At 67.0% G+C, this 14,775-nt stretch carries 11 protein-coding genes; 6 read left to right on the top strand and 5 right to left on the bottom strand.

The features are described from left to right. Position 1: 1 nt before the first annotated feature. The 6 genes from KF941_RS15265 to KF941_RS15240 all read left to right on the top strand — a co-directional run bounded on the left by KF941_RS15265 (position 2) and on the right by KF941_RS15240 (position 9,081). The gene (locus KF941_RS15265) at positions 2-1,432 is read left to right on the top strand and encodes an NAD-dependent succinate-semialdehyde dehydrogenase (protein WP_214273845.1); all 1,431 of its coding nucleotides are present in this window, start codon (positions 2-4) and stop codon (positions 1,430-1,432) included. A gap of 14 nt (positions 1,433-1,446) precedes the next feature. Beyond that, positions 1,447-2,265, top strand: a complete 819-nt coding sequence (locus KF941_RS15260; protein WP_214273844.1) for an aldolase/citrate lyase family protein — start codon at positions 1,447-1,449, stop codon at positions 2,263-2,265. Next, positions 2,265-3,233: a hydroxyacid dehydrogenase gene (locus KF941_RS15255; protein ID WP_214273843.1), complete on the top strand. Its 969-nt coding sequence runs from the start codon at positions 2,265-2,267 to the stop codon at positions 3,231-3,233. Before KF941_RS15260 ends, KF941_RS15255 begins: the two co-directional genes overlap by 1 nt. Positions 3,234-3,469: 236 nt before the next feature. Further along, positions 3,470-4,594: a Gfo/Idh/MocA family oxidoreductase gene (locus KF941_RS15250; RefSeq protein ID WP_214273842.1), complete on the top strand. Its 1,125-nt coding sequence runs from the start codon at positions 3,470-3,472 to the stop codon at positions 4,592-4,594. Positions 4,595-4,701: 107 nt separating this feature from the next. Beyond that, entirely contained in the window at positions 4,702-8,148 is a 3,447-nt protein-coding gene (locus KF941_RS15245; RefSeq protein WP_214273841.1) for a pyruvate carboxylase, read from the top strand. Positions 8,149-8,208: 60 nt separating this feature from the next. After that, positions 8,209-9,081 carry a MurR/RpiR family transcriptional regulator gene (locus tag KF941_RS15240; protein ID WP_036757890.1) on the top strand — a complete coding sequence of 291 codons (873 nt, stop codon included), beginning with the start codon at positions 8,209-8,211 and terminating at the stop codon, positions 9,079-9,081. Here KF941_RS15240 and KF941_RS15235 read toward each other — a convergent pair. From KF941_RS15235 to KF941_RS15215, 5 genes are all read right to left on the bottom strand, one after another. Then, complete coding sequence (locus KF941_RS15235) at positions 9,078-9,839, bottom strand: sulfite exporter TauE/SafE family protein (RefSeq protein WP_240540442.1); 762 nt, start codon at positions 9,837-9,839, stop codon at positions 9,078-9,080. The two genes, KF941_RS15240 and KF941_RS15235, sit on opposite strands and share 4 nt — an antisense overlap. Before the next feature lie 60 nt (positions 9,840-9,899). After that, a complete protein-coding gene (locus tag KF941_RS15230) occupies positions 9,900-10,913 on the bottom strand; it encodes an ABC transporter permease (RefSeq protein WP_116220966.1) in 1,014 nt (337 codons plus the stop codon). A 39-nt stretch (positions 10,914-10,952) separates the two neighbouring features. After that, entirely contained in the window at positions 10,953-12,488 is a 1,536-nt protein-coding gene (locus tag KF941_RS15225) for a sugar ABC transporter ATP-binding protein (protein WP_214273839.1), read from the bottom strand. Between the two features lie 82 nt (positions 12,489-12,570). Continuing rightward, a complete protein-coding gene (locus KF941_RS15220) occupies positions 12,571-13,500 on the bottom strand; it encodes a sugar ABC transporter substrate-binding protein (RefSeq protein WP_114535936.1) in 930 nt (309 codons plus the stop codon). 303 nt (positions 13,501-13,803) lie between these two features. After that, on the bottom strand, positions 13,804-14,760 hold the full coding sequence (locus KF941_RS15215) for a Gfo/Idh/MocA family oxidoreductase (RefSeq protein ID WP_214273838.1): 957 nt from the start codon (positions 14,758-14,760) through the stop codon (positions 13,804-13,806). Between the last annotated feature and the right edge of the window lie 15 nt (positions 14,761-14,775).

Here is a 14,775-nt window from a genome sequence, read left to right as displayed (position 1 = left end):
CATGTATTCGCAATTCGGACTGTTCATCGACGGTCGCTGGTCCCCCGGCACCGTCAGCGGAGAGGTCATGTCTCCGGTCACGGAAAAACCGCTGGGTCGGGTGGCCCTTGCCACCGCCGAGGACACGCAGGCGGCACTGGATGCTGCCGCACGCGCCCTGCCCAAGCTGCGCGAGATGGGTGGCTTCGGCCGCGCGGGAGCCCTGCACAAGGCCGCGGACGAGATGATCCGCCGCGCGGATGAGGCCGCGCGGATGATCTCGGCCGAGACCGGCAAGCCCATCGCCCAGGCCGGCCGGGAATGGACCCTTGCCTGCGACCAGTTCCGCTGGTTCGCCGAGGAGGCGCGCCGCATCTATGGCCGCATCGTCGACAGCCGCGTCCCCGGCGGCCGGTTCGAGGTGACGCGCGAGCCGGTGGGCGTCGTCGGGGCCTTTACCGCCTGGAACTTCCCCGCCGCCCTGCCCGCCCGCAAGCTGGCCCCGGCGCTGGCCGCCGGCTGCCCGGTGGTGCTGCGCCCGTCCTCGCAGACGCCGGGCGTGGCGATGGTGATGGTGGATTGCCTGCGTGCGGCGGGACTGCCCGACGGCGCGGTGAACCTTGTCGTCGGCTCGACCGCTAATACCTATGCGCCGATCATGGCGGACAGCCGGGTGCGCAAGGTCAGCCTGACCGGCTCGACCCGCGTCGGCCAGCAGATGATCCGAGACGCTGCCGATACGGTGAAGAAGGTCTCGATGGAGCTTGGCGGCAACGCGCCGCTGATCATCCATGACGACGCCGATCTGGAAGCCGCGCTGGACCTGACCGTGCCGACCAAGTTCGCCAATTGCGGGCAGGTCTGCGTGACCCCGGACCGGATCTTCGTCCATGACGGCCTGCACGACGCCTTCGTCGAGGGCTTCGTTTCGCGCACGGCGCAGATCAAGCTGGGCGACGGGCTGGACCCCGAAACCGGCATGGGTCCGCTGATCAATGGCGGACGACTGGCCGAGATTGAATCCATCGTCGCCGACGCCCTTCGCAACGGCGCGACGCTTGCCCATGGCGGCAAGCGCCCGGCGCATCTGAACAGCGGCTTCTTCTTCGAGCCAACCGTGCTGACCGATGTCGCCGACGACATGAAGGTCTTTGCCGAGGAGAACTTCGGCCCCATCGCCGCCATCACCCGCTTCTCGACCGAGGACGAGGTGATCGCCCGCGCCAACGCGTCGGACATGGGCCTGTCCGCCTACGCCTTCACCCGCTCGCCCGACCGGGCGCGGCGCATGGCGGCGGGGCTGAAGGCCGGCATGGTCGGCATCAACAGCTTTGCGCTGGCCGCATCCGAGGCGCCCTTCGGCGGCACCAACCACTCCGGCATGGGCCGCGAAGGCGGCATCGAAGGGATCGAGGACTACCTCGACACCAAGCTGGCGCAGATCGTGTTCTGAGGGGAGGAAACGCGATGTTCACCAACAAGCTGAAACAACACTGGGCCGAGGGCCGCCCCGCGATCAACGGCTGGCTGTCCATCGGCAACCCGCTGACCGCCGAGATCATGGCGGCGCAGGGCTATGACAGCATCACCATCGACGCCCAGCACGGCGCGCTGGACTACAGCGCCGTGCTGCCCATGCTGCAGGCGATGCGGGCATCCGGCGTGACGCCGATGGTCCGCGTGCCCTGGCGCGAGCCGGGCGCGATCATGAAGGCGCTGGACGCCGGCGCGCAGGGCATCATCTGCCCGATGGTCAACTCGGCCCAGGAGGCGGCGGAATTCGTCAGCTACATGCGCTATCCGCCGCATGGCCAGCGCAGCTTCGGCCCGACCCGCGCCACCTTCGCCTATGGCGGCTATGGCGTGGCGGCGAACGAGCAGGTGCTCGCGCTGGCGATGGTCGAGACGCAGCAGGGCATGGACAACCTGGACGCCATCGCGGCGACCCCCGGTCTCGACGGCATCTATGTCGGCCCCGCGGACCTGACGCTGGGCACCCAGGAAGGCCGCCTGCCCCCCGGCTTCGACCGCGAAGAGCCCGAGATGATCGCGCTGCTTCAACGCATCAAGGACGCCTGCAAGGCGAATGGCATCCGTGCCTGCCTGCATTGCGGCACGCCGGAATATGCCGCGAAAGCCATCGGCTGGGGGTTCGACCTGACCACGGTCGGCGGCGACACCCGCCTGCTGGCCGGCGCGGCCAGTGCCTCGGTCGCGACCTGGCGCGACCTGACCGGCTCCGCCCCCGCCTCCGCCCCCGCCTCCGCCACGAAAGGAGCCTATTGATGCCGCATCTTCTTGTTGCCGGAAAGCTGCATCCCGCGGGAGAGGCGCTGCTGCGCGAACTCCCCGCCCGCGGCATCACCGTGGATTATGTCGAGGAAATCTCGGAACCCTCCTACGCGCCGCTGATCCACAAGGCCGATGCGCTTGTGATCCGCACCCAGCCGCTGTCCGCCGCCACCGTGGCGCTGGCCGAGAGGCTGAAGGTCGTCTCGCGCCACGGCGTCGGCTACGATGCCGTCGATCTCGCCGCGCTGAACGAACGCGGCATTGCCCTGACCATCGTCGGCGACGTGAATTCGATCTCGGTCGCCGAACATGCGATGATGCAATTGCTGGCCGGGGCCAAGCGCGTGCTGCTGGCCGACCGCGCGGTGCGCGAGCCCGGCCAATGGGGCTGGCGCAACCGGCTGGAACAGCAGGAAATCTCGGGCAAGAACCTGCTGATCATCGGCTATGGCCGCACCGGGCAGCGCCTTGCGCGCATGGCCGCCGGGTTCGAGATGACGGTCCGCGCCCACGACCCCTGTCTCTCGCGCAAGGGCTGGCCCGAAGGTCCGGTGGCAGAGATCGCCGACCTGGACGAGGGGCTGGCCTGGGCCGATTGCATCTCGATCCATGTGCCCAGGGCCGACAAGCCGGTGCTGGGGGCAAGGGAGATCGCGCTGATGAAGCCGGGTGTCGTCCTTGCCAATACGGCGCGCGGCGGCGTGGTGGACGAGGCGGCGCTGGCCGAGGCGCTGGCCTCGGGCCAGGTCGGCGCTGCCGGGGTCGATGTCTTCGACGACGAGCCGCCCTGCGGTTCGCCCTTGTTCGACCAGCCGACCGCGGTGCTGTCGCCCCATATCGCCGGGCTGACCGCCGAATGCGGCGAACGCATGGCCATCGCCTCGATCCAGAACGCGATCGACTATCTGGACGGCACGCTCGACCGCGGCCTCATCGTCAATGCGGCTTTCGCCCATGCTTGAGACGATGCACCGCCGACTTGCGACTTTCGGAGCCGTCGTCGGGCAGGCGACGGTTCTCCGCTACGGCGGTGCCGCATTCATATCGGACCTGCCACGGCGCCTGGAGCAGTATCTTCCAGCACCGCCGCGCAATGGGACACCACCGCACAGCCGTGCCGAAATCCCGTCAATCAACCGTCTCGTCCGCCATCTGGATGGCGGCTGAGTGCAACGTCATTTCAAACCGGATCCTGTCCATGTCTGACAAACCCGTCCTGCGTATCGGCCTGATCGGCACCGGATTCATGGGCAAGGCCCATGTCTTCGGCTTCGCCAGCGCGCAGAAGGTCTTCGACCTGCCTTACCTTCTGGAACTGCACACGGTCGCCGACGTCACCGAGGACGCCGCCGCCCGTGCCGCCGCCGATTTCGGCTTCGCCCATGCCACCGCCGACTGGCGCAGCATGGTCGAAAACCCCCAGATCGACGTGATCGACATCACCGCGCCGAATGCGCTGCACAAGGAAATGGCCCTGGCCGCCATTTCCGCCGGCAAGCACGTCTATTGCGAAAAACCGCTGGCGCCGATGGCCTCGGATGCGCGCCAGATGGCGGATGCGGCGGCGGCCAAAGGCGTCAAGACCCAGGTCGGCTTCAACTATCTCTGCAACCCGATGCTGCGGCTTGCGCGCGAGATGATCGCGGCGGGCGAACTGGGCGAGATCCGCGGCTATCGCGGGCTGCATGCCGAGGATTACATGGCCGATGCCGACGGCCCCTGGACCTTCCGCCACGATCCGGCAGGTGGCGGCGCGCTGGCCGATATCGGCAGCCATGCGCTGGCCACGGCCGAATTCCTGCTGGGTCCGATCACCCAGGTGATGGGCGATTGCATCACGATGATCGACCAGCGCCCCGACGGCCAGGGCGGCATGCGTGCCGTGACCGTGGACGATGTCGGCCGCGCCTTCCTGCGCTTCGCGAATGGCGCGCAAGGCTCGGTCGAGGGCAACTGGATCGCCACCGGCCGCAAGATGCAGCATGATTTCGAGGTCCATGGCACCAAGGGCGCGCTGGCCTTCAGCCAGGAACGCTTCAACGAGCTGCATTTCTACTCGACCGCCGATGCACCCGGCCGGCGCGGCTTCCGCCGCATCGAGGCGAGCCCCGACCACCCGCCCTATGGCCGCTTCTGCGTCGCCCCCGGCCATCAGATCGGCTTCAACGACCTGAAGGCCATCGAGATCGAGGGCTATCTGCGCGCCATCGCCGGCGAGATCCCCGAGCCTTTCGGCTTCGCGGCCGGTCTGCGTATCCAGCGGCTGGTCGAGACGATCCAGCGCTCCTCCGCAACGCGGCAGTGGATGGCCGTCACGGCCTGAGAATCCGCTGCCGCCTCCCTCCCGCGGCATCGGCTGGGGCGCTCCTCGCCCCTTCCCCCCGGGTGCCCGGCTGCGCGCCGGGCACCCACCTTTCGAAAGGGCTCTGCATGTTCCGAAAGATTCTTATTGCGAACCGTGGTGAGATAGCGATCCGCGTGATGCGGGCTGCGAACGAGTTGGGCAAGAAGACGGTCGCGGTCTATGCCGAGGAAGACAAGCTGAGCCTGCACCGCTTCAAGGCGGACGAGGCCTACCGCATCGGCGGCGGGCTGGGGCCGGTGGCGGCCTATCTCAGCATCGCCGAGATCATCCGGGTGGCCAGGGAATCCGGCGCCGATGCGATCCATCCGGGCTATGGGCTGCTCAGCGAGAACCCCGATTTCGTCGATGCCTGCCAGGCCGCCGGCATCGCCTTCATCGGGCCTTCCTCGGACACCATGCGCGCGCTCGGCGACAAGGCCAGCGCCCGGCGCGTGGCCATCGCGGCCGGGGTGCCGGTGATCCCGGCGACCGCGGTGCTGGGCGAGGATTTCGACGCGATCAGGCGCGAGGCGGCCGGGATCGGCTATCCCCTGATGCTGAAAGCCAGCTGGGGCGGCGGCGGGCGCGGCATGCGCCCGATCATGACCCCCGAGGAGCTGCCCGAGAAGGTGCGCGAGGGACGGCGCGAGGCCGAGGCCGCCTTCGGCAACGGCGAGGGCTACCTGGAAAAGATGATCCTGCGCGCCCGCCATGTCGAGGTGCAGCTCTTGGGCGACAGCCATGGCGGGCTCTACCATCTCTATGAGCGCGACTGCACCGTGCAGCGGCGCAACCAGAAGGTGGTCGAGCGCGCCCCGGCGCCCTACCTGACCGAGGCACAGCGCCAGGAAGTCTGCGGCCTGGCGCTGAAGATCGGCCGCGCCGTCGGCTACCGGAACGCCGGCACCGTCGAGTTCCTGATGGATATGGACAGCCAGGCCTTCTACTTCATCGAGGTGAACCCGCGCGTCCAGGTCGAGCATACCGTGACCGAGGAGGTCACCGGCATCGACATCGCGCAGTCCCAGATCTTGGTCGCCGAGGGCGCGACGCTGGCGCAGGCCACCGGCGTCGCCCGGCAGGAGGACGTGCACCTGAACGGCCACGCCCTGCAATGCCGGGTCACGACCGAGGATCCGCTGAACAGCTTCATCCCCGACTACGGCCGCATCACCGCCTATCGCTCGGCCACCGGCAACGGCATTCGCCTGGACGGCGGCACCGCCTATTCCGGCGGCGTCATCACCCGCTATTACGACAGCCTGCTGGTCAAGGTCACGGCCCATGCCCAGACCCCGGAAAAGGCCATCGCGCGCATGGACCGGGCGCTGCGCGAGTTCCGGGTGCGCGGCGTGGCGACGAACATCGAATTCGTCATCAACCTCTTGAAGCACCCGACCTTCCTCGACGACACCTATACCACCAAGTTCATCGACACCACGCCGGACCTGTTCGCGTTCCGCAAGCGCCGCGACCGGGCGACGAAGCTCTTGGTCTACCTGGCCGACATCACCGTGAACGGCCATCCCGAGACCGCCGGCCGCCCCCGCCCGCCGGCCGAGGCCCGCATCCCGGTGCCGCCCCGGCCCCAGGCCGATCCGGCGGCCGAGCCCGCCCCCGGCACCCGCCAGCTGCTGGAGCAAAAGGGCGCCAAGGCCGTCGCCGACTGGATGCTGGGCGAGAGGCGGCTCTTGATCACCGACACCTCGATGCGCGACGGGCACCAGTCGCTGCTGGCCACGCGCATGCGCTCGATCGACATGATCCGGGTGGCGCCCTCTTACGCCGCGAACCTGCCCGGCCTGTTCTCGGTCGAATGCTGGGGCGGGGCGACCTTCGACGTCGCCTATCGCTTCCTGCAGGAATGCCCCTGGCAGCGGCTGCGCGACATCCGCGCCCGCATGCCGAACCTGATGACGCAGATGCTGCTGCGGGCCAGCAACGGCGTCGGCTACACCAACTATCCCGACAACGTGGTGCAAAGCTTCGTCGCCCAGGCGGCCAGGACCGGGGTCGACGTGTTCCGGGTCTTCGACAGCCTGAACTGGACCCCGAACATGCGCGTCGCCATGGATGCGGTGATCGAGAGCGGCAAGATCTGCGAGGGCACGATCTGCTATACCGGCGACCTGCTCGATCCCGCGCGCGCGAAATACGACCTGCAATATTACCTCAGGATGGCGCGCGAGCTCAGCGATGCCGGCGCGCATATCCTTGGCCTCAAGGACATGGCCGGGCTCTTGAAGCCCGCCTCGGCCGCCATCCTGGTCCGCGCGCTGAAGCAAGAGATCGGCCTGCCGGTGCATTTCCACACCCATGACACCGGCGGGCTCAGCGGTGCCTCGATCCTGGCCGCGGCCGAGGCCGGGGTGGATGCGGTGGATTGCGCCATGGATGCGCTCTCGGGCAATACCTCGCAGCCCTGCCTGGGCTCGGTGGTCGAGGCGCTGCGCCACACCGACCGCGACACCGGGCTGGACATCGAGGCGATCCGCCGGATCTCGAACTACTGGGAGGCGGTGCGCGAGCATTACGCCGCCTTCGAGAGCGGCTTGCAGGCCCCGGCCTCGGAGGTCTGGCTGCACGAGATGCCCGGCGGCCAGTTCACCAACCTCAAGGCGCAGGCGCGCTCGCTCGGGCTCGAGGAGCGCTGGCACGAGGTCGCCCAGGCCTATGCCGAGGTGAACCGGATGTTCGGCGACATCGTCAAGGTCACGCCCAGTTCCAAGGTGGTGGGCGACATGGCGCTGGTGATGGTGGCGCAGGGGCTTTCGCGGGCGCAGGTCGAGGACCCGGCGGTCGAGGTCGCCTTCCCCGATTCGGTGGTCGACATGATGCGCGGCAACCTGGGCCAGCCCCCCGGCGGCTGGCCCGAGGCCTTGCAAGGGAAGGTGCTGAAGGGCGAGGCGCCGCTGACCGCCCGCCCCGGCGCGGCCATGCCGCCGGTCGACATCGCGGCCGCCCGCGCCGAGCTGGTCCGCCAGCTGGAAGGCAAGGCGGTCGACGACGAGGACCTGAACGGCTACCTGATGTATCCCAAGGTGTTTTTGGACTACATGGGCCGGCACCGGCAATACGGCCCGGTGCGGGTTCTGCCGACGCGGGCCTTCTTCTACGGCATGGAGCCGGGCGAGGAGATCGAGGCCGAGATCGACCCCGGCAAGACGCTGGAGATCCGGCTGCAGACCGTGGGCGAGACCGACGAGAAGGGCGAGGTCAAGGTCTTCTTCGAGCTGAACGGCCAGCCCCGGGTGATCCGGGTGCCGAACCGGCTGGTGAAGGCGCAGACCGCCGCCCGTCCCAAGGCCGATCCGACGAACGAGGGCCATCTCGGCGCCCCCATGCCCGGCGTCGTCGCCTCGGTCGCGGTGACGCAGGGGCAGAAGGTCAACCCCGGCGACCTGCTGCTGACCATCGAGGCGATGAAGATGGAAACCGCCATCCACGCCGACAGAGCCGGCCTGATCAAGACCCTCCACGTCAGGCCAGGTGAACAGATCGACGCAAAAGACCTCATGATAGAGATCGAATAGGAAGAAAGAGGGCTTGGCACCCTGCAATAATTATTGCAGACTTGGCGGCAGAGGAACGCCATGCCAACAAGCCACCCGCCGCAGGATTACGAAGAGCTGATCCGCATCATCCATGATCGCCACGATCAGATGAGCAAGACCTATCAGCGCATCGCCGTCTACCTGACCCAGAACCCCAACGAGGTGGCCGTCCATTCGGTGAATGCCATCGCCGAGCGCTGCGGCATTCACGCCTCGAGCTTCGTGCGCTTCGCGCAATCCCTGGGCTACAAGGGCTTCAAGGAATTGCAGGCGCTGTTCCAGAAGCGCCTGGCCACCGCCGCGCCGGGTTTCGAGGCCCGCGTCAAGGCGCTGGAAACCGAGCTGAAGGGCGCGGGCGACCCGACCGAGATCGGCTTCCTGCGCGACCTGGTGGTGCGCGACATCGCCTCGCTTCAGCAATTGCTGGACGAGGTGAATCCCGAGGACCTGGCGCTGGCCGCCGACCTGCTGGACCGTGCGGACATCATCTACCTGATCGGCCAGCTGCGCTCGTCGCCGGTGGTGGAGCTTCTGCGCTATGTGCTGACCATGCTGGGCAAGCGCTGCGTGCTCTTGGACCCCGGTGGCGGGCTGGCCACGCATATCGGCCGCACCATTCGCAAGACCGACGTTCTGCTGGCGGTCTCGTTCCGCTTTTATGCCAACGAGGTGGTGAACGTGGTCGAGGAAGCGGGGCAGAAGGGGATCGATATCATCGCCATCTCGGACAGCACGCTGTCGCCCCTGGCGCGTTGGGCGCGGGTGCTGTTCCCGGTGCCCGAGCACGATTACACCTTCTCGCGCTCGCTGGCCGCGCCGATGTGCCTGGCGCAGGCGCTGGTGGTGGCCGTCGCTGCCCGCGTGCAGCACAATGACGAGGATCCGCGCATCCCGACCGTGACCGGGACCTAGAGCCCGGCCAGCCCGTCCCAGGCCAGCTTGACCCCGACCAGCGCCACCGAGGCATAGGTGAAGGGATAGAAGATGCTGGCGCGCATGTGGCGAACCACCCAGCCCCCGAGCCAGGTCGCCCCTATCGCCAGCGGCAGCATGGCTGCGGCGCGGGCCAGGTTATCGGAACCGAACTCCCCCAGCGCGGCATAGGGGACCAGCTTCAGCGCATTGGTCACGGCAAAGAACATCACCGTGGTGCCGGTGAAGAGCTTCGGATCCAGCCGCAGCGGCATCATGTAGATCTGAAGGGGTGGCGCTCCGGCATGGGCGACGAAGCTGGTATAGCCGGCCAGCCCGCCCCAGAAGCGGGCGGCAGCCGGACGCGCGCCGGCAAGCGCGGCGCCCTGCCCCGCTCCGACAAGCGCACGTGCCACGAAGGCCAGCGAAACCAGTCCCACGACCAGGCGAACCGCCGAGTCCGAGACCAGTTCGGCGCTGGCCCAGCCGATCCCGATGCCTGCGACCGCTCCGGGCATGATCCGACGCATGATCTGCCAATCGACCCAAGCCCGCCAGCTTGCCACGCTGACCACATCCATCACCACCAGCACCGGCAGCAGGATCTCCGCCGCCGTGACCGGGGGCATGACCAGGGCCATGAGCGGCACGCCGAGCAGGCTCATGCCGCCAAGGCCGCCTTTGGAAAGACCGACCAGGACGACGGCCAGCGCGGTCACGGCCAGTTCGGTCGGCGATGCGAAGATGGTCCAATGCATGGCGGTATCCATGAAAAAGGCCCGGAGCGAGATGCTCCGGGCCCAAAGCCTGGGGGAAGGTCAGGCTTTCTTGCTGCGGGCGTTCTGGCGGAAGGTATCGGCCACGACGGCGGCGACGATGATCACGCCCTTGACGATTTCCTGGTAGAAGGCATCGACCCGCAGGAAGGTGAAGCCCGACATCATCAGCCCCAGGATCAGCGTGCCGATCACCGTGCCGAAGATCCGCCCGCGCCCCCCGCTGAGCGAGGTGCCCCCGATCACGGCCGCGGCGATGGCGTCAAGCTCATACATCATGCCCATGCCGGCCTGCGCGGTCTCGGCGCGGGCGGCCGTGACGATGCCGGCCAGCCCCGCCAGCAGCCCGGCGATGGCATAGACCTTGATCAGATGGCGCTGCACGTTGATGCCCGAGACGCGCGCCGCCTGCGGGTTGGCGCCGATGGCATAGGTGAACTTGCCATAGCGCGTATAGCGCAGGGCGATATGGAAGATCAGCGCCACCGCCAGGAAGATGAAGACCGGCCAGGCGCCCGATCCGATCGCGGCGAAGCTGTCGGTGGGGAAGCTGATCGGCTGGCCCTTGGTATACCATTTGGCGATGCCGCGCGCCGTCACCATCATGCCCAGCGTGGCGATGAAGGGCGGAATCCCGGTCAGCGCGATCAGCGCGCCGTTGATCATGCCTGCGATCAGCCCAAGCCCAAGCCCGACGGCCAGCGGCACGATGACCGGCAGGTCCGTCAGCGCCGGATACATGGCCCGCGCGTAATCGCCCGACTGCGCCACGCTCATGGTGATCATCGCCGTCATGGCGACGACCGAGCCGGACGACAGGTCGATGCCGCCGGTGATGATGACCTGCGTGACGCCGATGGCGATGATGCCCACGACCGAAACCTGCAGGATCATGATCGTCAGGCGACGGGTGTTCATCAGGAAGCTCTGGCCCTGGAAGATCCAGCCCAGGATCTCGAAGACCAGCGCGACGGCGACCAGCACCAGCAGGATGTTCAGCTCCTGCGGCAGCCCTCGGCGCTGTCGCTTGACGGGTTCGATCTGCACATTGTCCATGATAATGTTCCTCCTCGGGCGCCGGGCGCCGCGCGGGCCTCAGCGGGCCGCCAGTTCCATGATTTTCACCTGGGTCGCCTCGGCCCGGTCCAGGATGCCGGTCATATGGCCCTCGTGCATGACCATGATCCGGTCGGACATGCCCAGAACCTCGGGCAATTCGGACGAGATCATGATGACCGCGACCCCCTGCCGCGCCAGGCCCGAGATCAGCCGGTGGATCTCGGCCTTGGCGCCGACGTCGATGCCGCGGGTCGGCTCGTCCAGGATCAGGATCTGCGGCTTGGTCAGCAGCCAGCGCGCGATCAGGACCTTCTGCTGGTTGCCGCCCGACAGGTTCTCGATCCGCTCATCGAGGTTCGGGGTCTTGATCCGCAGCTTGTCCTTCATCCCGAGGCAGAGATTGGTCATCCCCCGCTCGTCGACGCAGCCCAGCTTGACATGGCCTTCATGCAAGGCTGCGATCTGCATGTTTTCTAGGATCGTCAGCGGCAGGAAGCAGCCCGTCGCCTTGCGGTCCTCGGTCAGCAGCGCCATTCCCTCGCGCATGGCGTCGGCGGGTGATGCGATGGGGACATCGCGGCCGGCGATGCGGATCTTGCCCTCGGTGGCCGGCGTCACACCGAAGAGCGCCTCTGCCACGTTCGAGCGGCCCGAGCCCACCAGGCCGGCCAGCCCGAGGATCTCGCCGCGGCGCAGATCGAAGGTGATGCCGTGGAAGGTGCCCGGCAGCGAGAGGTTCTCGACCGACAGGATCACCTCGCCGATTTCAGCCTCTTCCTTGGGGAACATCTCGGTGATCTCGCGGCCGACCATCATGCGGATGATGTCGTCGCGGGTCACGTCGGTGCTGGCATGGGTGCCGACATACTTGCCGTCGCGGAAAACCGAGAACTCGTCGGCGATCTCGAACAGCTCGTTCATCTTGTGGGTGATGTAGACGATGGCCACGCCGCGCGCCTTCAGGTCGCGGATGATCTCGAACAGGTGGTCGACCTCGGTTTCGGTGATCGCCGAGGTCGGTTCGTCCATGATCAGCACCTGGGAACGATGGCTGACCGCCTTGGCGATCTCGACCATCTGCCGCTGCGCGACGGTCAGGGTGCTGATCTGCGCGGTCGGATCGATCTTGAGCCGAAGTTGCGCGAACAATTCCCGGGTCATCTCGGTCATCTTGCGGTGGTCGATCAGGCCGAGCGCATTTTTCGGCTCGCGCCGGATCCAGATGTTTTCGGCGACCGTCATCCAGTCCATCAGCGCCAGTTCCTGATGGATCATCGCGATGCCCTGTTCCAGCGCATCGAGCGGGCTGGCCAGAACGACCTCCTCGCCGCGCAGGCGGATGGTGCCGCGGTCGGGCGTATAGATGCCGGCGATGATCTTCATCAGCGTGGACTTGCCTGCGCCGTTCTCGCCCATCAGCGCGTGAACCGAGCCCGGCCGCAGCCGGAACTGCACGTCATCCAGCGCCACCACGCCGGGAAACTCCTTCCGAATACCCTCGATTTCAAGGATATAGGGCAGGCTCTTTTCCTTGTAGCGTTCGATCGCCTCCAGTGTGGTCTTCGAAACCATCTTCCCCCCGAAAGACTGTCAGGGGACGCGGCCCCCGGATTGAGGTCCGGGCATCCGGTGCGCGACCGAATGCCCGCCCGGATCAGTTCTGGGTCTTGTATTCCGCGACGTTCTCGGGCGTGACCAGCTCGAAGGGAACGGCCACGCGCGGCTCGAACGCCTCGCCGCGGGCGATCTTCAGGACGGTGTCCAGCGCACCCTCGCCCTGGCCCTTGGCGGATTGATAGACGGTGACGTCCAGATCCCCCGCCTCCAGCGCCGCCAGCGCGTCCTGCGTGGCATCGACGCCGCCGACGATCACATCGTCCATCGAGATCCCCGATGCCTTGAGCGCCTGAACCGCACCAAGCGCCATCTCGTCATTGTTCGAGAACACGGCGTCGGGCTGCATCCCCGAGGTCAGCCAGTTGGTCATCAGGTCCAGCGCCGGGGTTCGCATCCAGTTCGCGGATTGCGAGTCGAGTACGTTGATGCCCTTGCATTCATCCGACTGCAGCACGCGTTCGACCGCCGCGGTGCGCCCGCGCTGCCCGGTGGTGCCAAGCTGGCCCATCAGGATGACGGCATCCCCCTCGCCGCCCATCAGCTTGCACATCTCGGTCGCCTGCAACTCGCCCGCCTGCTCTTCGTCCGAGCCGACCCAGGCCTGCTTTTCCGGGAACTCGTCCATGTTGGCCGGCAGCATGTTGACGAAGACCAGCGGCACGCCCGCCCGGTCGGCGATGCGCGACATGGCCTGGCCGGAATCGGCGTCGACCAGCATCACGATGATGCCGTCCACGCCCGAGGCGACGAAATTCTCGATCTGGGACTGCTGGCGGGCGATGTCGCCCTGGGCATCCTCCATCTGCACGGTGACGCCCAGATCGCCGGCGTGGCGCTGGATGTTCTGACGCAGCACGGTCAGGTAGTTGTCGTCGAAGAGCGACATCGCAACGCCGATGGTCTCGGCCTGAACCGTGCCTGCCATCAGCGCACAGAATGCGGTGGCCGTCGCGAGTTTCTTGATCATGTGGGTCTTTCCTCCTCCTGTTACCTCCGTCCGATCTTCTCGCGTCGGACGAAGCCAAAACCTCGATGCGACAAGGCAATATCAAGCCGTTGGCGGAACCGCTGTTCCGCCGCATCCATTCCGACTTGATGACGACCTCCCGCCATGCCCGAGAACCGTGAGCGATGCGCGTCCCGCATCTTGCCCCTGGCCTCCGCGAGGCAGGGATTCCCTGCCTCGACATTGACCATAGCCCCTCTGCAACGCGATTGCAATAAAAATTGCAGATACGGAATACGGCAACAAACGCTCTCTTGCGCATGTTTACATGCGAGGCGCCAGCGGCCCCCCGCCTGCTGGCAGATGCTCGACCAACTGCTGGCAATAGCCGGTCGCCAGAAGACCGTCGCAGGCCGTCGCCATGTCCTCGCAGGGCCGGCCGGAACGGCATGCCCGCACCCAGGCCTGATCCTGCAAGCGATAGCTGTCGGCAAAGCGCCCGATCCAGTCGGGCGAATATCCGACCTGCATCGCACCGCCGCGCCGCAATCGCACCTGCGCCGGTTCGGCCATGGCCACCGTCCCCTCGCGACCGACGATCTCGGCATGGACGTGGTAGCCATAGGCGGCGTTCATGAACATCTCGACCGAGACGACCGCCCCGCGATCCGTGTGCAATTCGGCCAGCAGCATGTCGCCGGCATCGCCAACCTGCGTCAGGCTTGCCGACGTATATTCGGTGTCCAGCAACCAGCGGCAGATGTCGATCTCATGCACCATGGCGTTGGTAACGATCATCGAGCCGTCGAACCAACGCGGCGCCTCGCGATTGCGATGCAGGCAATGTATCAGCAAGGGCGCGCCGATCCGGCCCGCGTCCAAGGCGGCTTTCATTTCGCGATAGGCGGGATCGAAGCGGCGCATGAAGCCGACGCTGACCAGATTGCGGCCCGCATCGGCCTCGACGATCTCGCGGCATTGCGCGACCGTCGATGCCAGAGGCTTCTCGCAGAGCACGGGTTTGCCCAGGCGTATCGCCGCCATGACCAGGTCATGGTGGGCGGTATCCGGGGCGGCAACCAACACCGCCTCGACCACGTCGCTTTCGATCAGCGGCAGTCCTTCGGCAAAGACCTGCGCGCCATATGCAGATGCGCCTGCCCGGCCCGGATCGGGGTCGGAAACCGCAACCAGCCGCGCCCCCGAAATCTCATCGGCGAACAGGCGGGCATGAAACCCGCCCATGACACCGGCGCCGATCACGCCAACGGCCAGGCTCATCTGCAATCCCTCCGC

The organism is Paracoccus sp. pheM1 (assembly GCF_018499825.1).
GTDB classification, from domain to species: domain Bacteria; phylum Pseudomonadota; class Alphaproteobacteria; order Rhodobacterales; family Rhodobacteraceae; genus Paracoccus; species Paracoccus versutus.
Note: the sequence above shows the minus strand (reverse complement) of the source record. Positions and strands in the feature narration are given on the sequence as shown.

Bases quoted from the DNA above. Each gene is read 5' to 3' on its own strand.
- KF941_RS15235 (WP_240540442.1), bottom strand. From the start codon at position 9,839: ATGCATTGGACCATCTTCGCATCGCCGACCGAACTGGCCGTGACCGCG.
- KF941_RS15245 (WP_214273841.1), top strand. From the start codon at position 4,702: ATGTTCCGAAAGATTCTTATTGCGAACCGTGGTGAGATAGCGATCCGC.
- KF941_RS15250 (WP_214273842.1), top strand. From the start codon at position 3,470: ATGTCTGACAAACCCGTCCTGCGTATCGGCCTGATCGGCACCGGATTC.
- KF941_RS15260 (WP_214273844.1), top strand. From the start codon at position 1,447: ATGTTCACCAACAAGCTGAAACAACACTGGGCCGAGGGCCGCCCCGCG.
- KF941_RS15225 (WP_214273839.1), bottom strand. From the start codon at position 12,488: ATGGTTTCGAAGACCACACTGGAGGCGATCGAACGCTACAAGGAAAAG.
- KF941_RS15265 (WP_214273845.1), top strand. From the start codon at position 2: ATGTATTCGCAATTCGGACTGTTCATCGACGGTCGCTGGTCCCCCGGC.
- KF941_RS15240 (WP_036757890.1), top strand. From the start codon at position 8,209: ATGCCAACAAGCCACCCGCCGCAGGATTACGAAGAGCTGATCCGCATC.
- KF941_RS15220 (WP_114535936.1), bottom strand. From the start codon at position 13,500: ATGATCAAGAAACTCGCGACGGCCACCGCATTCTGTGCGCTGATGGCA.
- KF941_RS15255 (WP_214273843.1), top strand. From the start codon at position 2,265: ATGCCGCATCTTCTTGTTGCCGGAAAGCTGCATCCCGCGGGAGAGGCG.
- KF941_RS15215 (WP_214273838.1), bottom strand. From the start codon at position 14,760: ATGAGCCTGGCCGTTGGCGTGATCGGCGCCGGTGTCATGGGCGGGTTT.
- KF941_RS15230 (WP_116220966.1), bottom strand. From the start codon at position 10,913: ATGGACAATGTGCAGATCGAACCCGTCAAGCGACAGCGCCGAGGGCTG.